General features: G+C 35.5%; 15 protein-coding genes. 5 read left to right on the plus strand and 10 right to left on the minus strand.

The window, feature by feature from the left end; all coding sequences use genetic code 11:
* The 4 genes from HRU49_RS09190 to HRU49_RS09205 form a co-directional block, all read right to left on the minus strand.
* Positions 1-1,301, minus strand: a 1,301-nt coding sequence (locus HRU49_RS09190) for a dihydrolipoamide acetyltransferase family protein (protein WP_296356400.1), incomplete at its 3' end; no start/stop codon positions are given.
* Between the two features lie 83 nt (positions 1,302-1,384).
* Positions 1,385-2,485, minus strand: a complete 1,101-nt coding sequence (locus HRU49_RS09195) for a glycosyltransferase family 2 protein (protein WP_296356403.1) — start codon at positions 2,483-2,485, stop codon at positions 1,385-1,387.
* A 7-nt stretch (positions 2,486-2,492) separates the two neighbouring features.
* Positions 2,493-3,110, minus strand: a complete 618-nt coding sequence (gene recR, locus HRU49_RS09200; protein ID WP_296356405.1) for a recombination mediator RecR — start codon at positions 3,108-3,110, stop codon at positions 2,493-2,495.
* Positions 3,111-3,192: 82 nt separating this feature from the next.
* Complete coding sequence (locus HRU49_RS09205; RefSeq protein ID WP_296356408.1) at positions 3,193-6,186, minus strand: T9SS type A sorting domain-containing protein; 2,994 nt, start codon at positions 6,184-6,186, stop codon at positions 3,193-3,195.
* An 81-nt stretch (positions 6,187-6,267) separates the two neighbouring features.
* On the opposite strand from HRU49_RS09205, the gene HRU49_RS09210 reads away from it, so the two are divergent.
* Together HRU49_RS09210 and HRU49_RS09215 are read left to right on the plus strand one after the other, a co-directional pair.
* Positions 6,268-7,731, plus strand: coding sequence for a sodium:solute symporter (locus tag HRU49_RS09210; protein WP_296356410.1), 1,464 nt, complete (start codon positions 6,268-6,270; stop codon positions 7,729-7,731).
* Between the two features lie 115 nt (positions 7,732-7,846).
* Positions 7,847-11,098, plus strand: a complete 3,252-nt coding sequence (locus tag HRU49_RS09215) for a VCBS repeat-containing protein (protein WP_296356411.1) — start codon at positions 7,847-7,849, stop codon at positions 11,096-11,098.
* A 30-nt stretch (positions 11,099-11,128) separates the two neighbouring features.
* Here the strand turns inward: HRU49_RS09215 and HRU49_RS09220 are convergent, their stop codons facing one another.
* Positions 11,129-11,491, minus strand: coding sequence for a CoA-binding protein (locus tag HRU49_RS09220; RefSeq protein WP_296356413.1), 363 nt, complete (start codon positions 11,489-11,491; stop codon positions 11,129-11,131).
* Positions 11,492-11,594: 103 nt separating this feature from the next.
* On the opposite strand from HRU49_RS09220, the gene HRU49_RS09225 reads away from it, so the two are divergent.
* Entirely contained in the window at positions 11,595-14,066 is a 2,472-nt protein-coding gene (locus HRU49_RS09225) for a TonB-dependent receptor (protein ID WP_296356415.1), read from the plus strand.
* A 369-nt stretch (positions 14,067-14,435) separates the two neighbouring features.
* Here HRU49_RS09225 and HRU49_RS09230 read toward each other — a convergent pair whose 3' ends face one another.
* The 5 genes from HRU49_RS09230 to HRU49_RS09250 all read right to left on the minus strand — a co-directional run bounded on the left by HRU49_RS09230 (position 14,436) and on the right by HRU49_RS09250 (position 21,791).
* Positions 14,436-15,014 carry a hypothetical protein gene (locus tag HRU49_RS09230; RefSeq protein ID WP_296356417.1) on the minus strand — a complete coding sequence of 193 codons (579 nt, stop codon included), beginning with the start codon at positions 15,012-15,014 and terminating at the stop codon, positions 14,436-14,438.
* A 586-nt stretch (positions 15,015-15,600) separates the two neighbouring features.
* Positions 15,601-16,074 (minus strand): thioredoxin family protein, encoded by a 474-nt coding sequence (locus HRU49_RS09235; RefSeq protein ID WP_296356419.1) that lies wholly within the window; start codon positions 16,072-16,074, stop codon positions 15,601-15,603.
* 328 nt (positions 16,075-16,402) lie between these two features.
* On the minus strand, positions 16,403-19,888 hold the full coding sequence (locus tag HRU49_RS09240; RefSeq protein ID WP_296356420.1) for an adenylate/guanylate cyclase domain-containing protein: 3,486 nt from the start codon (positions 19,886-19,888) through the stop codon (positions 16,403-16,405).
* Between the two features lie 228 nt (positions 19,889-20,116).
* Positions 20,117-20,551 (minus strand): hypothetical protein, encoded by a 435-nt coding sequence (locus HRU49_RS09245; RefSeq protein ID WP_296356422.1) that lies wholly within the window; start codon positions 20,549-20,551, stop codon positions 20,117-20,119.
* Positions 20,552-20,780: 229 nt separating this feature from the next.
* Entirely contained in the window at positions 20,781-21,791 is a 1,011-nt protein-coding gene (locus tag HRU49_RS09250; RefSeq protein WP_296356424.1) for a beta-ketoacyl-ACP synthase III, read from the minus strand.
* A 166-nt stretch (positions 21,792-21,957) separates the two neighbouring features.
* Here HRU49_RS09250 and HRU49_RS09255 point away from each other — a divergent pair, with 166 nt between their 5' ends.
* Positions 21,958-24,399, plus strand: coding sequence for a prolyl oligopeptidase family serine peptidase (locus HRU49_RS09255; RefSeq protein WP_296356426.1), 2,442 nt, complete (start codon positions 21,958-21,960; stop codon positions 24,397-24,399).
* Between the two features lie 223 nt (positions 24,400-24,622).
* On the plus strand, positions 24,623-26,375 hold a 1,753-nt coding region (htpG, locus tag HRU49_RS09260), incomplete at its 3' end, for a molecular chaperone HtpG (RefSeq protein WP_296356428.1).

Here is a 26,375-nt window from a genome sequence, read left to right on the forward strand (position 1 = left end):
GCAGCCTTTACAAACTGTCCGCCAAGTGCGCCATTAACAACACGATGGTCAAAAGAATGCGACATAAACATTTTGTAACGGATACCTATAAAATCACCTTGTGGTGTTTCTATCACTGCAGGCACCTTTCTTATGGCACCTAAAGCCAATATCCCAACTTGAGGTTGGTTAATTATTGGTGTGCCCATTATGCTTCCAAATGTACCCACATTAGTTACTGTATAGGTACCACCTTGAATATCATCTGGGTTTAATTTATTTTCTCTCGCTCTATTGGCTAAATCATTAACCTTTTTTGCCATTCCTAGTAAATTTAATTGATCTGCATCCTTAATTACTGGCACAATTAAATTACCATCTGGCAATGCCGCAGCCATACCTAAATTGATATGCTTCTTTTTTATGATGCTATCCCCTTGAACAGAAATATTCATCATAGGATAATCACGTAAGGCTTTTGCAACCGCTTCCATGAATATTGGTGTAAAGGTTAAGTTTTGACCTTCGCGATGCTTAAAGTTACTTTTATGCCTATTTCTCCAATTCCAAATTTCAGTAACATCGGCCTCAATAAAGGATTGTACATGTGCAGATGTCTGTACCGAATCTACCATATGCCTAGAAATGAGTTTACCCATTCTGGTCATTTCTATAATCTCATCTTCACCAGAAGCCACTACTGGAGCAGCTGCAGGTTTTGATACTACCTTAGGAGCAGGAGCTGTAGGAGCTGCAGTTTCAACCTCAACTTTTGGTTCTGCTTTTGGTGTTTTAGCAGGTACCAGACTTCTTGATTCTAAATAAGACTTGATATCGTTTTTAGTCACACGTCCATCTTTTCCTGAACCTGGAATGCTATCTAATTCCGCTTGAGAAATACCTTCTTGTTTGGCTATGTTTTTCACCAAAGGTGAATAAAAACGATCCCCTGAAGAGATCACAGGTTCTGCAGTTGTTTTAGCATCAACGACAGTTTGCGCTACTTCGGCTATTGCTTTTGGTGCTTCTTCCTCAACCACAGGTTCCGCTTTTGGAGCCTCTACCTCAGGAGTTCCCTCGCCTTCTATCTCTATAACAGCAATACTTTGACCAACTTGTACAACATCGTCAACATCAAAAAGTTTTTCCACCAAAACCCCATCAACCTCACTAGGAACTTCACTATCTACTTTATCCGTAGCAATCTCTAACACTGCTTCATCAGCTTCAATTGTATCACCAACGTCTTTTAACCAAGACGTTATGGTTGCCTCTGCAACACTTTCTCCCATCTTAGGTAACTTAAGTTCAAACTTTGCCATATCTGTAATTTGAAGGTCTTAATTTTAAATTTAAATGCAAAATTAATAAAAAACAGTGTTATTTTCTGTTTTTTATGCAATATTTAATTAAAGTGAATCACCTCTCCTTGTCCTGTACTGCTATCACTTCCGAGGATAAAATTACTACTTTTTAATAATATCCTAAATGCATTTTGCTTTGTTGTATCGTGAGACTTCATATAGTTTATGATAGTTTTAAAGCTTAAATAGTCTGAATCAAAGACGATTAAGGTATTGTTAGCATCCTGGTCTAATTTTGAAGTAAACGTTATTGGTCGAATTAGTACGTTCTTAAGTCTTTTATCAATATCCTTAGAAACTACTTTGCTTTGTTCAATTAAAATATGCTCTGTTTTGAAACTATGCCCAAATAAAGATACTAGTTTTAGTACTCGACTAACCACAAAAATCATAAGCTTGCTTTTAGTAAAATGCTTTCTATAGAAAATGCCCATAGCGTTGTAAAAGCGTTTGGAGTAGACTTTATCCTTTAAAGTACTTTCTCCCTTAAAATGAATAATGGCTGATCCACCATAATAATAATTCTTATATCCAGCTTTGAGTACCTTATAACTTAAATCAATGTCCTCTCCGTACATAAAGTAGTCCTCGTCGAACCCTTTCACTTCTCTATAAACACGCCTTTTAAGGATCATAAAAGCACCCACTAATATATCCGTGGCACCAATATCATCTGGTATTAAACTATTGTAATAATATGTTTTTGTTTTCCCTAAAAGCTTTTGTAGTGCAATCTTTGGAGTTGGTACTTCACGTTTACTCTCTGGTAAAAAATTACCTCTACCATCAATAAGCTGACAACCAATAACTCCTGCATCTGATTTGGAATCTGCGAAGGCTAATATTTTGGTAAATGTATCCTCTGCAACTACAGTGTCTGGATTAAGAACACATATATACTCACCCTTAGCCTGGGCAACTCCAATATTATTACCTTTTGAAAACCCAAAATTCTCCTTATTAGAAATCAACTTTACCCTTGGAAATAATTGTTGCACCATGGTACAACTATCATCTGAGGAATTATTATCAACTACAACAATTTCTGCTTCAATTGATGTTGTGGCAGCTTCCACACTCTTTAAGCATAGTTCAAGAAAGTGGTGTACATTATAATTAAGTATGATGACGGATAGCTTCAAATTGAGATTATGATTTTAAAGAAGCTTCAAATGGAATTCTATCAATAATACTTCTTCCCAACGTAATCTCGTCAGTATATTCTAATTCATTACCTGCAGCAACACCCCGAGCAATGGTTGACATCGCTACATTATAGTCTTGGATTTGTCTAAAAATGTAGAAATTCGTAGTATCCCCTTCCATAGTAGGACTCATGGCAAATATGAGCTCCTTAACCCTTCCTGATTTCACTTTTTCTACTAATGAGGTAATATTTAAATCTTGAGGTCCGACCCCATCCATTGGTGAAATCTTACCGCCTAGCACATGGTATAAGCCTTTAAACGAACTGGTATTTTCAATCGCCATAACATCTCTAATATCCTCAACAACACAAATTAACTCTTCATTACGATTAGGGTTTTCACAAATTTCGCAAAGTGGTTTATCACTAATATTATGACATGATTTACAAAAGTTAATTTCAGCTCTAACCTTTGCTAATGCATCCGATAATTGAAAGGTTTGATGCTCTGGTTGACGCAATAAATGGAGCACTAAGCGCAATGCCGTTCGTTTACCTATCCCAGGTAATTGCGACATTTCATTAACCGCATTTTCCAATAACTTTGAAGAAAATTCCATGAGTGCTAAGTTAAAGATTTTAGAAACAAAAAACCTGACCGAAGATAAAATACAGTCAGGTTTAAATCCTAGCTAATGATGATTATTTTAATATCAACTTTTTAGTCATTTCGCCAACACTCGTATTTAGTTTCACAAAATAAGTACCAGTACTAAAAGCAGACACATCTATTGTATATCCTGATTTAAGATTTACTTTTTTACCATAAAAAACAATTCTACCAGTAGCATTATAAATTCTTAAACCTACGTCTTCAGAACCATTCCATTTAATGCTTACCTTATCGCTTGCTGGATTTGGATATAAAGATAATTCTTCAATATCAAACTCATTAACACTTAACGATTGGTCATAAACGTTAGATCTCCACAAGCCTCTTCCATATGTAGCAGCATATATTTTATCATCTGCCGAATTTATCTCCAATTCATTAATTCTAACATTTGGTAAACCATTATTAAAAGGCACCCAAGAATTACCTAATGTATTGTCCGTGTAATAAACACCATAATTCATACCTACATATAATCCATCTTGCCCATTATCCTGCCATGCTAAAGCCTGCGCCGAAAAATTCGGCAAATCCCAAAGCATTGAGGTCCAAGTTTGCCCATTATTGGTACTCACATATACTTTGTTAGTATTTGTTGTCGCAATAGCCACTTTTGATGGGTCAGTTGGATGTACAGCAATGCCATTAATCCAACCACCATTTAGATTAAGACTAGACTGCAACCAAAATCCCCCACCTGTTGTTGTATAGTAGAAGGCACCATTAATTGCCAAATACATGATTTGATTATTTGAAGGAGCAATTTTTAGGTGATCTATATAGGCGGCAAAATTCTGTGAAATTGACGTCCAGCTAGATCCTGCGTTAATTGACTTATACACTTCGTCAAAGGCGGCATATATAGTATTCTGAACTGTTGGATCTTGTTCAAAAGGGACAATCCAATTCCATGAATTCTGTCCTCCTTTATTATCAGGTTGTGCTATGCCAGTTAATGTGCTTCCACCATTGAATGTTTTATAAAAAGACCCAAACTGACTTGTTCCATACATAACTTGAGGATTACTTTTATCAATAAAACACTCCATACCGTCTGCACCTAACCAATCTCTCCAAACACCACTTACATTAAGAACTGAAGTACCGTTATCCTGAGACCCTCCTGCAACCACAACGGGGTTAGTTTGACTTATACCAATTTTATAAAATTGTCTAATTCCAAGGCCAGGTGTTAAATCGGTGTAGAACGACGTTGACACCGTTGTTGGATCATCTGCTTTAAAAATACCACCATCAGACCCAACAAATAATTTAGCATTAGCCCCTGTACCAGCAAAGAGCATAATATCGACATCTGCATGACAATAGCCAATATTTTGATTAAATGCGCCTCCCGGAGTCCACTGTGATGTAATAGAAAAATTGATACCACCATCGGTTGACCGCCAGGTGTTAATACCAGCTATATGCACATCATTAACATCGTTTGGATTAACTACAATATCCATATCTCTTGGAGCTTGTCCTAAATTATCACCTCCATTAGAGTCATACCCAAAGTAATTTTGAAATGGATGACTTCTTTTAGTAAATGTAACACCACTATCGGTAGACATATGAAAACCACCAAATCTTCCATTTGATGCCTCAACAACATAAACTACACTTGGATCATCAGCCGATACACCTATCATTTTAGGACCAGAATCAAACTCATTTGAAAACGATTCAAACCCATCTGAAAAGACAACTCCTAAATTATTTGTACTAATTGAAACATCATCTAAGGTCAATCCTCTTCCATAATTGGCAGTTCCTTCAAAAGCTACATAATAGTCAGATGAAGGATTTGGTAAATTAATTGTTATATCTGACCACGTTGCTGATTCAGCTGTATAATTAGCCAATTCTATCCAACTACCTCCTGAAGATGTTTTATACAATACTCTAAGGCCATCAATATCTCCTGCCCAATCTACATTTGTATATGAAAAATTAACTTGAGAATTTACAGCACCACTTAAATTCAGTGATGGCGTAACTAGTCTAGTGACTGGTGATGAAAAATTACCGATATAGAATAGCGCTAAACCGCTGCCCGTTTTGGGTGTTACAGTATTATTTTGGTTAGCACCTGCAGTTGTCCAAGATGTACTACCAGAAACAAATTCTTGAGTCCAAACATCTAAGCCAGTATCAGTTGTAAACGTTAGTCCGCCATCAGTAGACACGAAAAATTTATCTCCAGAAGCGTAAATGGTATTAGGGTCACCTGGTTTAAATTCAAAATCATAACCCGTTGTAGCGCCACTATCAATAATACTCCAAGAAAGACCACCATCCGCAGATTTGTATAGCCCACCACCTTGTGCACTGGCATACATTTTTAAGGCATTATTCGGATCAATTAAAATTTTATTCACTGTACCACCAGGTAAACCACCATGCATTAACCATGTTGCTCCACCATCGGTAGATTTAAAAATTGTTCCACTTGTTGAACCCCAAAAATACGTATTACTATCTGTAGGATTTATGGCTAAGGCGTACACATCAATATTAGATAAATTATCTGTGAGTACTGCCCATGATGAGCCTCCATCTAAACTTTTCCAAACTCCACCTGTTTCACTTCCTACTATAATATGGTTTAAGTTACTTTCATCAACAGCTATTGAAGTAATACGACCAACTCCAGGATTCCAACCCGTAGTAGCATTCCAATCAGTTGGACCCATTTCTTCCCAATTACCAACAACTGTTCTAGAAGAAGTGCCTTGATTATTGATTCGTGAATTGTAATCCAGTAATTCGTTGTAATAAAATTCAGGTGATTTTAATTTACCATTTTCATCCATGGCACGTTCTGCAAAATATTGCCAACGTTTAAATGGTTTATAGCCTGTACCTCTCTGTCTACCGACAGAATCAAAATGTTGTTCGGCAGTATTAACAATAAATTCTACAGTATGGGTACCTTCAGCGATAAGTTTCTCGTAGTTTTGGGACAGTACACTAAATACAAATAACTGCAGCCCAAGAAAAAGAGCAAACTTTTTCATAAATATCAAATTTTAATTAGCTTTTTTTTTCAAATGTACTATTTTTCATAAAATATTCTTAACAAACTAATAATTTGATAAATGAGTCCAACATCCATACTACTTTTAATTCTAGGATATTTCAGTGTTCTCATTTTGATATCTTATTTCACAGGTAAAGAAGATTCAAATGCTGCCTTCTTTAAAGCTAACAAGTCTGCACCATGGTATCTGGTGGCTTTTGGGATGATTGGGGCTTCTTTATCCGGAGTTACGTTTATTTCGGTTCCAGGTGCTGTAGAAGGCAAACAATTTGGTTACATGCAGGTCGTCTTTGGCTACTTCTTTGGCTACCTCATCATTGCTTATGTATTACTTCCACTCTACTTTCGACTAAATCTAACCTCTATATACACCTATTTAAAACAACGATTTGGTAATATTAGCTATAAAACAGGTTCTTTTGCGTTTTTAATTTCCAGGACCGTCGGTGCTTCTTTTAGATTATTTTTGGTTGCAAAAGTTCTTCAACTTTTAGTGTTTGATTTATTTAATGTACCATTTGCAGTAACCGTTATAATCACCATTGCCCTTATATGGCTTTACACCTTCAAAGGTGGTATAAAAACAATCATTTTTACCGATACACTCCAGACCTTTTTTATGCTAGTTTCTGTTGGGGTTACAGTTGTTTATCTTGCTTCGGTATTAGACCTTAACAGCATCACTGAAGTTATAAAGAGCACCAAAGAAAGTTCGTTGAGTAAGATATTTTTCTTCGATGATATAAACGACCCTCAGTACTTTTGGAAGAGTTTCTTATCAGGTATATTTATCACAATTACTATGACTGGATTGGATCAGGACATGATGCAGAAAAACTTAACATGTAAAAACCTAAAAGATGCACAAAAGAATATGGTATCTTTTAGTGTGGTATTAATTTTTGTAAATCTGCTATTTATGGTTCTTGGCTTGCTTTTAACTCAGTATGCCGATCAGCATGGTATAACTGCTAAAAAGGATGATCTTTTTCCAACTATTGCTATGCTACCAGAAATAGGTATTGTTACCTCTGCTTTCTTTTTACTTGGTCTGATCGCTGCAGCTTATTCCAGTGCAGATTCTGCCTTAACATCACTAACAACATCATTTTGCATTGACATCGTTGGAATAGAAAGTAAAATTGAATCCGAACGCAAGCGAATCAGAAAGCAAGTCCATATAGGATTTAGTATTCTACTAATTCTTGTTATTCTATTATTTGACATCATTTTTACTGATATTTCTGTCATCTGGGAACTATTTAAGGCATCAGGATATACGTATGGACCATTACTGGGATTATTCGCATTTGGTCTGTTAACGAAGTTCAAGGTAAAAGATCAATTTGTATGGGCTGTTGCTATTATAGCACCTGTTGTCTCCTACATTCTAAATCTATATTCAAAAGAATTATTTAATGGTTATGAAATTGGGTTTGAGATTCTTATTATTAATGGACTGCTTATGTTTCTAGGGCTATTATTTATTAAAAAATCAGCCCTACATACTGAAAATCAATAATCTAAAATTAGAGCTTAATTACTCATAATTATTGGAAAGTTAAATCATAGGACTAATGTTAAGTTTCTGTTAAAAATTCCTTATTTTTATTTCGTTGATTAACTATTCTGTTTAAATGAAAAAGATAACTTTAGCATTAGTAGCCCTCCTACTGCTAGTTGCATGCTCGGAAGAAAAAGAAAACACAAGCGAAACCCCTTCCTATTTACTTTCAAAAATTGACGCCAAAGCTTCTGGTATTGACTTCATTAATCTTGTCACTGAAGATGCACAACACAGCATTATAAATTACATCTACTATTACAATGGTGGTGGTGTTGCTGCTGGTGATATAAATAACGATGGACTTTCAGATCTCTTCTTTGTCTCTAATATGGGAGAGAATAAACTATTCTTAAATCAAGGAGATCTTAAGTTTAAAGATGTTTCTCAAAAAGCAAACATTTCAGGAAATGCGAGTTGGCAAACTGGTGTTACTATGGTAGATATCAATAATGATGGTCTTTTAGATATTTATGTTTGTGCAGTTTCAGAACTACTCGATTTTACGGGACATAACGAATTATACATTAATAATGGTGATGGCACATTTTCTGAAAAAGCTAAAGACTATGGCTTAGATTTCAAGGGATATGCCACACAAGCCTATTTCTTTGATTATGATAAAGACGATGATTTAGATGTTTATATCGTGAATCATGCAGTACATACAACACTGTCTCATGGCGAAGCAGCCTTACGTAACGAACGTGTGCCTCTTGTAGGTGATGTACTGCTAAATAATGACAATGGAACATTTACAGATGTAAGTGAACTTGCTAAAATATATGGTGGTGTAAATGGATATGGTTTAAGTGCTTCGGTTGCCGATTTTAATAATGATGGCTGGGACGACATCTATGTATGTAATGATTTTCACGAAGATGATTATTACTATATCAATAATCAAGACGGCACTTTCAAAGAACAACTTGGAGATGCTTTTACAGCGATTAGTCGCTTTTCGATGGGAAGTGATGCTGCCGACATTAATGGTGATGGTTATCAGGATCTAATGACCTTAGATATGTTACCAAAAAATGAACGCGTGCTAAAAGAAACCGAAGGAGACGATGCTATGTTTAATATGCAAACACACTTAACACGCTTAGGTTACAAAGACCAATATGCACGTAATATGTTGCAGGTTAATAGCTCAGGAAAATACTTCAAGGAATCCGCACTACTTCATGAAGTTGCTGATACCGACTGGAGTTGGTCACCACTTTTAGCCGATTATGACAATGATGGTCATCAGGATATTTTTATTTCTAATGGTATTTTAAGACGACCAAACGGTCTTGATTTTAAAAAATATGTGTCTAGTGCTTTTAAAGGCAGATCTAAAGCTGATGGTTTGGAGTGGTTATTTAATTCCATCAACGAAATGACCAGTGGTAAAGTCAGCAATGAAATCTTTAAAGGAAACTCTAAAACTTTTGAAAATAAAACTGGAAACTGGATTGTCAATGAGCCTAATATTTCCAATGGTGCGATTTATGTAGATCTGGATAACGATGGAGACCTAGATATCGTTACAAATAATTTTAGTGAAGTTGCAGGGGTGTACAAAAATAACAGTGATGGTAATCAAAACTATATCAGTTTAAATTTTGAATATAAAGGTAATAACTCTGAAGGTATTGGTACTAAAGCTAAGGTCTATTCCAACAGCAAATCACAGTTTAAGCAATTATTTAAATCCAGAGGATTTATTTCAGCTGTAGACAATGATTTACACTTTGGATTGGGTGAAGCATCCACTATAGATTCAATTCAGGTGATTTGGCCAAATAATGAAATTCAAACCATAATTAATCCTGCGATTAACAATCAACTTAAAATAGCTTACCAAGCATCAGGTGACTATTTCGATTATAGCAAAACAGCTAAAACTAAAGACATATTCAAAAAAGAAGACTTCATAGATTACGCACATCAAGAGGATTTATACAATGATTTTGCCGAAGAGAAACTCATTCCTTACAAAGTGTCTATGCAAGGTCCTGCTATAGCCAAAGGAGATATTGATGGCAATGGATATGAAGACATCTATGTTGGAAATGTGTCTGGTAAGGCGGCAGTCTTATATTTAAATTCAGGAACGCGCTTTAAACCTTCAAAGCAACCTGCTTTTGATGCGGATATAGCCTTTGAGGATAACGATGCCGTATTTTTTGATGCTGATAACGATGGTGATCTTGATCTTTATGTAGCCTCTGGAGTTGGCAATACCTTTAATTCATCATTTCTATATAATAGACTCTATTTTAATGATAATGGTTATTTTATAAAATCTAATAAGGCACTGTATAATGACGGAGTTATTACCAATGTTGTAAAAGCGAATGACTTTGATAATGATGGCGATATGGATCTTTATATCGGTAATTACGCAGAGCGTAGAGACTTTGGTAAGCCCATTCCATCATATATATTAATCAACGATGGTAAAGGTAACTTTGGAGCCACTTACCCTTTGAACTCTTCCAAGGTTACTGATGCTCTCTGGAAAGATCTTAATAACGATGGTAATAACGACCTACTTATTGTATCTGAGTGGGATAAACCTATGTTATACCTCAGTGATGGTAAAGGCAAACTCAACATAAGTGATTTACCAGAGCAAACTAGTGGCTTGTGGCAATCTGTTACTATGTATGATATTGATGGTGATGGTGACGAAGATATAATGCTAGGAAATTGGGGAACAAACACCAAATTCAATCTCAATTTCGATGGTCCATTATTGATGTATCATGATGATTTTGATAAAAATTTAAAGCCAGAAACATTAATAGCTTATAATGTTAATGGACAATATTATCCTCTAAATTCAAAGGACGAAATGGCGGCGCAGATGAATATCATCAACAAAATATTTGTGGATCATAAGAGTTTTGCCGGAAAAACCATTGAAGATATTATGACTGAGGTTTCATTAGACAAAGCAAAAAAATATACGGCAGAAACTCTGTCTTCTGGATATATAAGAAATGATGATGGTAATTTTAGCGAGTTCGTTGTATTACCAGATGCTTTTCAATTAGCGCCGATCAATACGTTTAATAAGCTCACGGTTAACGGCAAGGCCAAATTAATTCTCGGTGGCAATTCTTTTAAGGTCAATACTTATCACGGTTCTTATGCCGCATTAAAAGGACTGTTGGTTAGTGATATTAATACCTTCGATGACGTTTCTAATTTTGGTATGGACACATTCCATTCACAAATTAAACAGATTGAGACTATAGAGATGAAAGACAAGAGCTTAATTATTGTCGTCGCCAATAACGATGTCTTAAAGGTTTATTCTTATTCTAAATAAATAACTTTAAGTTTACAATCTACTAAGGTTTTAGTATTGCCCTGTACCTAAAAGGACTAACGTACATGCCGCCTCATAAGCAATACCACAGGCATCAAGGATGGTGTAGAATTCTGGATTCTCTGTTCCAGGATTAAAGATGACGCGATCGGGTTTAAGATCAACAATATAATCGTAATAATCTTTTTGATGCGTTGGGTTCAAATAAAGGGTAACCGTATCAATATCCTCATAATCTAACAATTCTGTATCGATTTCAACATTAGAAACCTCACCTGACTTTAAACCAAATGCCTTGACTTCGTGATGGTTACGTTTTAATCGATGTATTGCAATATTAGAATAGCGTTCAGGTTTTAATGATGCCCCTAAAACCAAAGTTCTTTTCGTCATTTTGTTAAAAAGTTGTTAAGTAACGTTAAAAGTAGTAACATGATTTAAATATAGTCGTCTATCTTCTTATAAACTATCAAATCAATCAAAAATCAATCAAAAAATGAAGCATTTCCTCACAATGCTTATCATGATCTCATCACTCATGATAAGTGCACAACCCAGTTCAAATTCAGAAATTAAAAACGGCTCCGTATCGGGAAGAGTTTTAGATGCAAACCTCAACGAGCCCTTACCGTATGTTAATATCGTAATTAAAGATGCTGCCAATAAAGTTATTACAGGTGGTATAACTACTGAAAACGGAAAGTTTAAAATAGAACGTATTCCACAAGGTGATGTTACGGTATCAATTCAGTTTATTGGATACACAACCATAGACAAGCCAGTTAAACTTACGAGAGGTAACTACAAGGTCGATCTTGGTGACATTAAATTGCAAGAAGCTGCTACAGGCTTAGATGAAGTTACAGTTGTTGCGGAAACATCGACGATCCAACAAAAAATAGATCGTAGAGTCATTAATGTTGGCAAGGATTTAACCACTGTAGGACCTACAGCATCGGATATCATGAATAATATTCCGACCGTTAATGTCAATGTACAAACTGGTGATATTGCCCTAAGAGGTAATCCAAACGTACAAGTTATGGTAGATGGCAAGTTATCTAACATACCAGCAGCCCAATTACTTCGGCAGATTCCATCGGCATCGATTAAGCAGATTGAATTAATCACAAACCCATCCGCAAAGTACAATCCAGACGGTATGAGTGGTATTATAAATATCATTTTACACAAGAATGTAAACATTGGATTTAACGGAAATCTAAACGTTGGTTTAGGCTATCAATTAGAACCTAAGTTTAATAGTTCAATTGACATGAACTACAGAAACAACAAGCTCAACTTTTACGGTAGCTACGGTAACAATATTGCAGACCGTCAGAACTTTATTAAATTGGCTCAGGTGGAAACCGGAATTTCTCAAGATATCGATCTTTTAGATCGTAATAACTCACACTTATTTAAGTTTGGTGTTGACTATTATATCAATGACAAGAACACCTTTTCAGTCTTCACCAATCAAAACTTTTTTGATGGGGGTGCACTAGGTAAAACAGATATCTTTTTTAATGATCCAGCTGACAATCAAACTCAGATTATTGATAACATGAGTAACAATCATAGCCAGCAATATAATGTGAACTACAAGTTAGATTTTGACAAGGAAGGTCACAATATAGAACTTGAAGCAGATTTCAATATGTTTGAAGACGATGTAGAAAGATTTAACCGTTTTTCTGGTGCTAATACGAGACCAAATTTTGATGAATTTACAACAACAGACCGGGACCGAACTACCATTAATTTAGACTATGTAAATCCACTGTCTGAAACATCAAAATTAGAAGCAGGATTACAAGCACGTTTATTTAATACCGATTTGGCTTATAACTCAGATGCTAGAGTACAGAACGAATCCGGAGATTACATACCAACATCAACGTCGTTTGATTACGAGCGTAACATCTACTCTGCCTATGTTAGTTATAGTAAGCAGTTAGAAAAATGGTCTTATCAATTAGGACTGAGAGGTGAAACTGTAAATGTAGATGCCTTTGCTTTAGATACCGATTTAGTAAATGGCACGACTACAGAAATCCCATTTAAAAATGATTATATACAAGTGTATCCTTCTGCTTTTATCACCTACAATCCATCTGAAAAAAATTCGTATCAATTTAGCTTCAGCAGACGTGTAGACCGCCCAGGAGTAGGACAAGTAAATCCAATACCAGAATTTAATACACCGTTAATTTCACAATTTGGAAATCAAGAATTAGAACCTCAATTTACTAATTCTATCGAAGCTAATTACACACGGAATTTAAAAAAGGGTAGCATTACAGCTGGTGTATTTTACAGACTTATAGAAGATGAAATTAACCAAGGTGTATTTGTAGATCGATCAGCATTAGGTTCGGGCCGTGTAATTCTTAGAATTGACAACTTTGACGACACCTCTGCATATGGCGTAGAGATATCAAGTAATTATAGACCAACTAAATGGTGGAGCTTTAATGCAAGCTTTGATTTGTATGGTCGTAAACAACGAGGTTTTGCAGAATCTCTGGACCCAACAATTATCAATCCTACGGAATCAGACATTCAATTAAACAAAACTGAGGTAGATAACCTTATTATAAACTTTAGAGTCTTCAACAACTTTAAAGTCACTAAGAAATTATCACTATCTGCTTTTGCAATGTATCGCGGAAAAGATACAGGATTAAACTTTGAAGTAGACCCAATGTATTTTGTAAATCTAGGTTTACGTTACAGTTTCTTAGAAGAGAATAGAGCAACGTTTAGTCTTAATTTTAATAACGTATTCGATACGCAAGAAGTGAATATTCTAAGTGAAAGACCATTTAGACAAGAAGCTGAATTTATTCCAGAATTTAAAACCATTTTTGCCAGTTTAGCTTACCGTTTTGGAGGAGGCAAATACAGGGCAAAATCTCGTAAAAGAAGAGACAATGACGAAAAATCTGGAGGTGGATTTTTATAAAAAAAGATGAAAATTATCACAAATGAAAACAAGACTTGTCTTTAGAGTAGAGAACATCGCTTAATATTTAATAGTTTACATAAATAGTTGATGGTTAGTGTTAATGTTTAACTGTTAAATAAGAAAACCCGAAACTTTCGTTTCGGGTTTTTGTTAAATACAAGTTAAAAAGCCAAGACAATGAAATAAAGTTAGAGGTCTTACGTCTATAGAAGTGAGATAAGTTTTAAGTAATAATTATTATAATTAATTTTATAATAGTGTTAGTTAAGTTGGTTAATAGCTGAAAAGCCCAGACAAAACACTTTGTATGGGCTTTTTATTATTAAAGAAATTCAGATTACAATTAGGATTTCAGGTTTTACAGAATTAATCAATCGTATTGTTTTTAAAGAGCTTAATAGCCTTTAAGTACTTTAAGCCACCCGCTTTTGTTTGATCAAAAATAAAATCATTTAAGTCTGGATGGTTTTGGTCCATCCAATTTAAAAACGTTTCTCTATTCTTCACAAAAATGCTATCATTAAACACCACATATTTGGTGGTGACTATGGCACTGATTTTGTCCTCCTTAAAATGAAATTCTTGATCCGTAACAATTGGCGCATTATGTAAAAAGTTGATGCGTGTATCTATTTTTGAAACACGAACTTTAACTACATTGCTATCCTGCGCTATGTTCAAAATCTTATAGTTTGGATCAAATACCGAATCCCATCGTATCCATTCTACATAGGCCGCTTTTGAGAAGGTATAGGTGTAATCGTAATCGTTCTCACGGGTTACTAGACTATCTGATAACAAATCTTCAATTTCTGAGGTTTTTGAGGTGTCTAAAATCTCGAAGTAGCGATTGGTAAGCGCAAGGTGATCTATTTCTTTTTCAGAATTTTTACAGGCACTAAATCCCAAAATAAGAACTAGAATAAGAAGGTAATTTGTTTTCATAAGATTATTCTATTGCATTGTCAAGTTTCAATCTAAAATAACATTTTACAACAGCAAAACAGCCTAGCTACATTTTGAATTCATCTTCCCCTTGTTTTTGCCCCTAACGCTCAAAGGCATCTGAATGTTTAATTTGCTCTTCGAGATTCTAACTAAAATCAAAAATTCTTTAAAAATATGCTATTGAATCTAACAAGATTTCAGTTGTTCGTTTATCTATGGTTATCTGTTGTACAACACTAAAAGTGGTCAAATTTCCTTACTCACTAGCGATATCCTTCGTTGGTTCATCATAAGTTTCTAGAATGTGCTCTACTGTTCTTTCGTCAATTATGGGTTTTACCTTACAAATAGGATATAGCTATTACGCAAGTTCAGATTCTGCTTCGCACAGTTCCATCAGGAAATCCCTATATAGTTTTGGTAGTTGTTCTGCATTTCAAATAGTTTAAAAAAGTACAATTAATCTACGGGAATTTTAGTGGCTATAGACGCACTCTTATGCTTATTATTTTTGAAACAATTCATAACCAAAACAAGGCGGATAAATTAAAGTCTTTTTATAAGCGTTTTATACATCTATAAGCTATTGAGCTAGCACAGTATTAAGCATATCTAAAAACCTTCCTTTGTCAATTTTACCAACAGCAAACTCTAAAACTTCTCCTTCTGCATTTACAATTACTGTTGTTGGTGTTGCAACAATCTTATAATGATTCACCAAAGCTTCGGAAGCTACGGCATCAATATCTACCATTGTTGCTGCAAATTCTGAATTAATGCGATGCTCTACTTCTTCGTTAGCAAAAACTTCACGCTTCATAATTCTGCAAGGAGAACACCACTCTGCTGTAAAAAACAACACGGTGTTTTTATCAAAAGCATTAGATATTTCTTGTTTAGAAGCTATCTCGTTATCCCAATTAACGGAATTAGATGGTGGGTAAAATGAATACCATGCATAAGCGAGAGAAACCACAAGAAAACTTAGCCAAAAGATTTTCCAGAATGGATGAGGTCTTGCTTTTTTAAATTTTACAGGTTGATCTTTAGTAACCATGATTGTATTAGTTTTAATATCTGGCACAATATTGAAAATGATATCCAGATTACTAAATCAATCTTGCCTGTTTGTTGATTTATAATGATGAGTTGTAAAATTGAAGCCTAATTAATTATTCCCGACCAGAGTTAAAGCAATTTTGATTGTAATACGTTAAAATACCCCACAATTTATCGTTAGTAAACACTTAGTCTTCAACCTTATCAATTAAATAGAGATAATCTTTAAAGTAATTTTTCATGATCATTTTAAAACGTTTAGAAAAGGGTAAAACTCAAGTATAGGTGTTGGATTTGATTATTCTCATCTAAGCCAATGAGCCATATTAATTTACAAAGTACATATCTAAGTCACCTTTTCCCTTGGCGTGAATTTTTCCTCGATACTCACAACTAATCGCATGCTTAATAAGCTGATAGGTAGTAGCTGAAATATTTATTCTACCAGGCTCACCCGAAGACTCCATCCTGCTTGCCGTATTTATTGTATCTCCAAATAAGTCATAGTTGAATTTCTTTTTTCCAACTACTCCAGCTACGATAGGACCAGAATGCACACCAACTCTCATATTCCATTTTAGTTTACTGTCCTTATTTCTCTTCTCAAGGTATGCTAACATCTTTTGTGCCGCTAAGATACAGTTAATGGCTTGTTCTCCATTTTCCTCCTCAAGACCATATGCAGCAACATACGCATCGCCAATAGTTTCAATTTTTTGAATCCCTGTCTCCTCAACGATTTCATCGAATCGTCCAAAAATTTCATTAAGTTCATCTACCAGAGTAATGGCTGGAACAGAGGCTACTAGTTCAGTAAAACCCTTAAAATCAGTCATAAGTATGGTCACATTCTTATGTCTTTTAGGAATTACGCTACCTGTCTCTTTTAGTTCTTGAGCAATTTCTTTGGGTAGAATATTGAGTAAAAGATTGTCCGATTTCTTTTTCTCTAAAATTAATTCATTGGTACGCTCTAATACAATACCCTCCAGCTTTTCATTTTCAGCAATGAGTTTCCGCTCTCTGAATTTACTAAACATTCTCAGGCCGAAAAAAAATATGATTACATAGGAGACATAGGCCCATAAAGTTCTATACCAAGGCGGTAGAACAGAAAATGAGTATATTAAAGGTTGGGACCAAACCCCACTAGGACTTTGAGAACGTAAATAAAATGTATAATCACCTTCAAAAATATTACCAAAAGTCGCCGCGGTCTGATTTGACGGCGGACTCCATGAATTGCTGTATCCTTCCAATTTAAATTGATAGTTAACGAGTTTTGGATCAGCAGGCTCAATCGCACAAAATTCTATAGTTAAGTTGTTATGAGAATGGGGTAATACTAAGTTTTGTGGAATAGAATTGAACGGGCTAACAGTATCAAACCCTAGGTCCTTATATTTAAACTTTAACTCAGATCTTTCCTCACTATTCAATAGTTTACCATAAGTGGTTATTTCTTCAGCAATGTATGCATCAACCGTATACGCCAAATCAATATCAGATTTTTCCTCTACATTATTTTGCTTTAAAGTTCGCCATGAAATATTTTCATTGTTAATTTTAATACCTGTAAGTGTGATATTGGGTGGCCGCTTATTTTTTGATAGCTCTTCATAATCCATCCGGACTAAACCACTCTTTTCTGAGCCTGTAGCTATCCATAACATGCCTTCTTTATCTAAATAGATACCATGTTGCCCACGGTTCACATCCTTGATCTGATAACCGGTACTGGTATTGTAAATCTCAAAGACAGGTGCGTACTGCATCAATTCATTATTGGTAAGTGTACTATGCACTGTCATTAACAGTCTTTGTGAGTCATTGTCAAAGTCATTCTTTTCATTAGTATCATTAAAACCTTTAAGAACAGCGATACCATTATTGGTTCCTATAACGATGTCACCTTCTTCGGAAAGCGCTACCTGTGTTATGACATCATCGGGTAACCCATCCTGGGTTGTAAATTGGAGGAAAGAATTTCCATCAAATCGGTACAAGCCGTTCCCATAACTGCCCAACCAGAGATTCCCTTTTTCATCTTCAAGAATCGATTTAATGTCTGTATTTCCGGGGCCGTTCTCGCCGGAGTAATTGATAAAGGATTGACCATTATACCTGCTGACACCATCACCAGTACCAAACCAAAACCCCCCGTTTTTATCTTTTGTGATACAATATACTTTATTGTTCGCTAGGCCATTTTTATCCGAAAAATTAGTGAAAGACTTACCATCAAATATGCTTATTCCTTCAGCGGTGCCCATATACAAGGCACCATTTGGATCATGATGAATAAAATAAATTACATCAGAGGGCAACCCTTGATCCTTAGAATATGTAGTAAAGGACTTACCATCAAATTTCAGAAGACCATTACCCGGCTCATCTCCATAGGTTCCCAACCAGATATTGCCTTCATCGTCTTTTTCTAAAGACCAAAACATGGATGATGGCAGTCCTTGTGGTTTTCCAAAATTCAAAAAATGAACACCGTCAAAACGACTAAGTCCATCTGAGTTTCCAGCGAACCAGAGATACCCTTGGTCGTCTTGAATAATACTTCGAATACTTTTATCAATAATTCCTTGTTCTTGAGTAAAATTAATAATGGCATCTCCTGAGTATTTGCTTATTCCTGCATCTGTCCCCAACCAAATATTACCATTCAAATCTTCAATAATATTATCTATTTCATTATTTTTCAATCCATTTGAAATATTGACTGCGGTGAAGTTTAAACCGTCAAATCGAAGTACCCCTTCACCTCGCACCACAAGCCAAATATTATTTTGACTATCCATAAATATAAACGTATCCGCATATGGATTGTATGCTTTATTGGTAGGATAATAACTGACTTTATCTTTACTGAGCTTAGCAAGACCAAGAGGTGATCCTATCCATATTTTTTGATCAGGATCAATAATTATTTTTCTTACCGTTTTGAACCTAGGGTCGATCTCATCAGTCATTGGGGCAAACTTTTGCCCATCATAAACAGTTATTCCATTTTCAGTACCTATGAATAATTCTCCTTGATTGTTTTGAGCTAATGCATAGGCATAATTACCTGTAAGCCCATTATCTCTCGTGTAAAGGGTATTGCCCTTACTGGTAAAGTGCACCAAACCGTTTTCAGTAGCAAACCATAAAGTCCCATCTCTATCTTGTAGAATGTCATAGACTACACTTTGTCTATATTCCGTTGTAAAACCTGATCCATCGAATTTGGATACACCTTCAGAAGTGGCTATCCATATATTTCCCTCTTGGTCTTCTGTAATACCAGTAATTTCATTACTAATTAACCCATGTGCTTTTGTATATCTAGTAAAAACTTTTCCATTGTACTTATTTAAACCGGCGACAAAGGTTCCAAACCAAAGGTTGCCTTTGGAATCCGCAAAAGAACAAGAAGTTACATCAACCGCTACGCCTTCTTCCGTAGAATAGTTTCGAAACATCGTTGAGAATTCTGCTTTGACTTCTGTGGGTGGGGTTAACTGCGTTGCTGGAAACAACGGATGAAAATCAACATGACCAAGAGAAGACGTTTTAGGAGTTATAATCGACAGAGGTTTTGGTCTTTTATCTAGCCATATAGGTTTAGGTCGCAGACTATCAGGTAAATCGGAGAGTTGTATCGTATCCGGAAAGATTTTAGTAGTGAGAGCAGATTGCCGATTGTCTGCAGGTTCTTGTAATTTATGCTCTTGGGCACATCCTACAAGTACCAGTATTCCGGCATACAGAAAGGGACAATACAATAGCTTCGTACGAAAATTAAAAATATTCCATGGCATTCTTTCTAATGTTATTTTGACCGGTACCTATTTTGAGCATAAGTTAAGCATTTTGTGGGAAAGCTTTACCTAAACTTATTTTTGATTAAAGCCGATGGTCTAGTATATGATTTCGTTACGTATTTAAGCATTTAAATTAGTTAACAATCACAAATAGAAAATTCCATAAGAATTTTTGCAAGTAAGCGCTAGCTAGCAACCAATTATACGCATTGTTGACAAATCTATTTATTGCAATTCAATTCCGTTTCCCTTCATTGTTTCAGTCAATTTTTTGTCAAGCGACTGGTAAATTCTAATCCATTCAGCTTTGAATTTCAATCCAATTCTATCTGTAAAAGTTGTTTTTGTAAATGAATTTTTATTTTCATACGTGTCAAGAACTACAGACCGAATCAAAGAATTAAAATTGCTGCCTTTATTCATAGTTTCCGTTTCATAACCAGAGTTTTTCCACTTTATTTTTAATAATTTATGTCCGTCACGATGAGATTTCGAATAAATGTATTGATAATCAAAATTCCGATATAAGTATTTTACAGTATTTAACTGAGTCGTAGTCTTGTATATGCCAACTTTTACATTTTCTAGATATTCCTCTGAACAACACGTTAAAATTGTAAAAAGAATAATCCAAAATGCTAAGAATACTGTTTCTATCATATGTTTACCAACAGGTAAATATATCTGTATTTATGCTATTAACTTCTAAAGTAAAAAATAGTCTGTAATAAGACTTGCATGAGGTTATAGTCTCAGTACCTAAAGAATTTATATCAATCTTTACAGAAATATTAATAGTACTATGCAATATGCGTACATCTGACCTACAAAATACATGCAACTAAGTTATTAGATAATAGTACTTAGAATGCTGCTTCGCAGTAAGTTATCACCACTTAATAACGGCACTCCCCCAAGTAAAACCACTACCAAAAGCTGCCAAGACCACATTGTCTCCTTCCTTAATCTTACCTTCTTCCCAGGCTTCGGTTAATGCAATTGGAATAGAGGCTGCCGTCGTGTTGCCATAGCGCATAATGTTGTTATAGACTTGCTCATCACTCAATCTAAATTTCTTTTGGATAAATTGAGCAATACGCAAATTGGCTTGATGTGGTATTAACATGTCAATATCCTCTTGGGACATATTATTTGTAGTTAAGCCTTCTACAATAGTTTCACTAAAACGTACAACAGCATGTTTAAATACAAACTGGCCATTCATATACGGATAATAGGAGGTATCGTCCGGATCGTTCTCTTCCATAATAGCGTCGACCCATCGTCCTGTACTAGGCCCCTCTAAAGATAACTCTTTAGCATGCTTACCTTCTGAGTGTAAATGTGTAGAGAGTACTCCTTTACTGTTATCTTCTTCACGGCTTAACACTGCGGCTCCTGCTCCATCACCAAAAATCACAGTCACCCCACGTCCTCGTGTTGAGCGCTCCAATCCTCCTGAGTGATTCTCGCTACCAATAACCAAAACGTTTTTATACATACCGGTTTTGATAAATTGATCAGCTACAGACAGTCCATAAATAAATCCAGAACATTGGTTTCGTACATCTAGAGCACCAATAGTATTCATTTCTAACAGTTCTTGCACACGTACTCCCCCACCTGGAAAATACATGTCTGGACTTAAGGTCGCAAAGACAATAAAGTCGATGTCATCTTTAGTTATGCCAGCACGTTCAATGGCAATTTTAGCAGCTTTAGCACCCATAATTGAGGTGGTGTCATCGCTGGTCTTTGGATCGATCCAACGACGTTCTTTGATTCCAGTACGTTCTTGTATCCATTCATCACTAGTATCCATCCATTGCTTTAAATCGTTGTTTGTGACTACGTTTTCTGGAACATATTTTCCTAAACCTGTTATTCTTGAATTGTACATGAGCTAAAATAAATTAGAATTGCAAATTTAACCCATTTCAGTTGATTAACAGGCCTATTCGTTATGCACGCATAGCAAATGGATTAACGCTTTTTTAACATGAAGCCACTAGCCTTAAAATGCTATTTTAAGTATCTTCAAGCCACTAATCAATTATGGTAAAAACATGAAATCATTAATCAAATTATTTGCATTTTTATTAGTAGCTAACACTTATGCGCAGCAAAGTTTAAGCTACCAAAAACCTTCAGATGAAATTTTAGAATTAGCAGACGTTGAGTTAGCTCCCGGTGTACAAATAGACACTAAAGGCGAGTACATGATACTACTCTATCGCGATCAGTATAAGTCTATACAAGAGTTATCTGAAACCGAACTCCGCTTAGCTGGTTTACGTATTAACCCAGTAACCAATATTGGTAGTAGAACCAATTACATTACCAATATAAAAGTCAAAAAAATTAAGGATAAAGAAGCGACTCAAGTGGAAGGTCTTCCAGATAATGTGCGACTATCAGGATTTAGTTGGTCTCCAGATGAAAGCATGATTGCTTGCTTAAATACCACTTCAACTGGTGTAGAAGTTTGGGTACTTAATGTGGCTAACGCGTCAGTAACCAAACTGACGGAGGCCGGTGTTAATGCCAATATGGGAAGTACCATTAATTGGTTTAAAGACAATCAAAACCTATTGGTAAAAATGTTACCAAGCGACAGAAAACCACTAATTAACACAGCTACAGCAGTTCCAACTGGACCAACGGTATCCGTTAGTGATGGAGCTAAGGCGCAAAATAGAACTTATCAAGATTTATTAAAGACACCTAACGATGAATTTAATTTTGAGCAATTGGCCCGTTCAGAAATTAAAAAAGTATCTATTACTGGTGAGGTCAGCACCTTCTTACCAGCCGATATGTATCGTGCCTTAAGTTTTTCGCCAGATGGTAATTACATCATGGCCACAAAAATTAAAAGACCGTTTTCTTATTTAGTCACCTATGGTCGTTTCCCTAGCGAAAGTATAATGTATGATGCACAAGGCAATAAAATTAAGATGGTTAATGAAGTACCACTTGACGAAGTACGTCCTAAAGGTTTTATGTCTACCAGAATAGGTAAACGTAGTATGCAATGGCGTGGAGACAAGCCTGCAACACTTGTTTGGGCAGAAGCCTTGGATAATGGAGATCCTGCAGTACAAGTAAATTACAGAGATGTGATTTATGAACTCAACGCACCGTTTGCTGGGCAACCAAAAGAAATTTTAAAAACAAAGCAACGTTTTTCTGGTATTATTTGGGGAGACGATAATACTGCCATTGCTGTGGATTATTGGTGGAATACCAGAAACCTTAAAACCTATTTATTTAATCCATCTAATGGTGAAGCCAAAGTAATTACAGATCGTAACTATCAAGATGTTTATAGTGATCCTGGAAATTTTGTAACTTCTAAAAACGAATTAGGTCGCAGTAGCTTAACCATGAATGGTAATAAACTGTACCTTATGGGGGACGGTTACTCTAAAGACGGACAATTTCCTTTTATTGATGAGTACAACGTTAAAACAGGAAAAACAAAACGTCTTTACAGATCTGAGTATACCGATAAGCTCGAAAGTTTGTATGATGCTATTGATATGAAAAAGGGTGAAATTCTTGTGAGAATAGAATCTCAAAAGGAATATCCAAATTACTACATTAGAAATATTAGAAAGGACAACCTCACACCGATTACTGCTTTTGAAAACCCGTTTAAGAGTTTAGAAGAAGTTGATAAACGTGTAATAAGTTACAAGCGCAATGACGGATTAAATTTAGAAGGCACCTTATATCTGCCTTTAGACTATAAGAAGGATAAAAAGTACCCAATGATTTTATGGGCTTATCCTCGTGAATACAAAGATAAATCTAGTGCGTCTCAAAGTACAGCCAATCCAAATGAATTTGTTTATCCATATTGGGGCTCACCGATTTACTGGGTAACCAAAGGTTATGTGGTATTAGATGATGCAGCGTTCCCAATTGTTGGTGAGGGAGATGAAGAGCCAAACGATTCGTTTAGAACTCAACTCGTAGCTAACGGAAAAGCAGCTATTGATGCGGTTGATAATCTCGGTTACATAGACAGAAATAAAGTTGCTGTTGGCGGCCACAGTTATGGTGCTTTTATGACGGCGAATTTACTATCGCATTCTAACCTCTTTGCTGCAGGGATTGCACGTAGCGGTGCCTACAACAGAACATTGACTCCTTTTGGCTTCCAGAGTGAAGAGCGCAGTTACTGGGAAGCTCCAGAGATTTATTACAACATGTCACCGTTTATGCATGCCGATAAAATGAAGACTCCGTTGCTTTTAATTCATGGTGTGGCAGATAATAACTCAGGAACCTACCCCTTACAAAGTGAGCGATACTTTAATGCTCTAAAGGGATTAGGTGCTCCAGTAAGACTAGTAATGCTACCTAAGGAAAGTCATGGTTACAGAGCTAAGGAATCTATTATGCATATGCTTTGGGAACAAGACCAGTGGCTGGACAAACATGTGAAAAATAAAGTAAAAAAAGAAGAAAAAATAGAAAACGAGGAGACTCTAAAAAATTAGGTTACATACAGTTAAATAAAGCTGTCTGAGAACCAATAAAATGTTATTGCGAGGTACAAAGCAATCTGAATTTTTAGCTAAGATTATAAAGATTACTTCTCCTTAAGCAGAATGACAAAAGGTTTTTAGACAGTTTTTTTATGCCATCTTGTCACAAATAAACGCTTGGTATTTTATTTGACTATGGCTAGGTGTAACATATAAAATTAAAATAAAATATATCATGGCAAAAGGAAGTATTAATGTATCGGTAGAAAATATCTTTCCGTTAATTAAAAAGTTCTTATATAGTGATCACGAAATATTTTTACGTGAGCTCATTAGTAATGCTACCGACGCAACATTAAAATTAAAGCATCTAACCAGTATTGGTGAATCTAAGGTTGATTATGGCGAACCTAAGATTGAAATTAAAATTGATAAAGAAGGTAAAAAGCTTCACATCATTGATCAAGGGCTAGGAATGTCTTCTGAAGAGGTTGAAAAATACATCAACCAGGTAGCATTTTCTGGTGCAGAAGAGTTTTTAAACAAGTATGAAGACTCTGCAAAAGATGCTGGAATCATAGGGCACTTTGGTCTTGGTTTTTATTCGGCATTTATGGTTGCTGATAAAGTAGAGATCATCACAAAATCGCATACCGATGCTCCTGCAGCACATTGGACCTGCGATGGCTCTCCAGAATTTACTTTAGAAGAAGCAGACAAATCGGATCGTGGTACAGAAATCATATTACATATTTCTGAAGGTGAAGAAGAGTTCTTAGAAGATTCAAGAATCCGTGAGTTATTGACGAAGTACAACAAGTTTATGCCTATTCCGATTAAATTTGGAACTAAGGAAATTAACGACCCTGAGCATGAGCCGCAAACCATCACAGATGAGGACGGTAAAGAGACTAAAGAACCTCAGCGCAAAATTACTGTTGATGACATTATAAATAATCCTAATCCTGCATGGACCAAACAACCAGCAGATTTGGAAGATGAGGATTACAAAAATTTCTACAGAGAGCTCTACCCGATGCAATTTGAAGAGCCTTTATTCAATATTCACTTAAATGTAGATTATCCGTTTAACCTGACTGGGATTTTATATTTCCCAAAAATGACGAATGATCTTAACATTCAAAAAGATCGTATTCAGCTTTACCAAAATCAGGTATTTGTTACTGATAATGTAGAAGGTATTGTTCCTGAATTCTTAACCATGTTAAGAGGTGTTATTGATTCTCCAGACATTCCGTTAAACGTATCACGTTCTTATTTACAGGCTGATGGAAATGTAAAGAAGATTTCATCTTACATTACGCGTAAAGTTGCAGATAAGTTAAAGTCGTTATTCAATAATAATCGTGAAGATTTCGAAAAAAAATGGGACGACATTAAAATCGTTATTGAATACGGAATGCTTTCAGAAGAGAAATTCTTTGAAAAAGCAGATGCCTTTGCTTTATACCCAACTGTAGATGGTAAATACTATACCTTCGAAGAATTGACCAATGCTATTAAAGCAAAGCAGACTGATAAGGATGATAAAATGGTTATTCTTTATGCATCTAACCAAGATGAGCAGCATAGTTACATTCAAGCAGCAAAAGATAAAAACTACGAGGTGTTATTATTAGATTCACCAATAGTGAGTCACTTAATGCAAAAGCTTGAATCGTCAAAAGAGAATATCTCATTTGCACGTGTTGATGCTGATCATATCGATAACTTAATTAAGAAAGACGATACTGCCATTTCTAAGCTATCTGATGAAGAAAAAACAAGCTTAGATGAACTTCTTAAAGAGGTTATTCCTTCAGAAAAATTCATGGTACAATTAGAGGCTATGGATAGTAATGCATCGCCGTTTATGATTACACAACCTGAGTTTATGCGTCGTATGAAAGAGATGCAGCAGACAGGTGGAGGCGGTATGTTTGGCATGGGTAATATGCCAGAAATGTACAACCTAATTGTTAACACTA

It is taken from the genome of Winogradskyella sp. (genome assembly GCF_013213975.1).
Taxonomy (GTDB): Bacteria; Bacteroidota; Bacteroidia; order Flavobacteriales; family Flavobacteriaceae; genus Winogradskyella.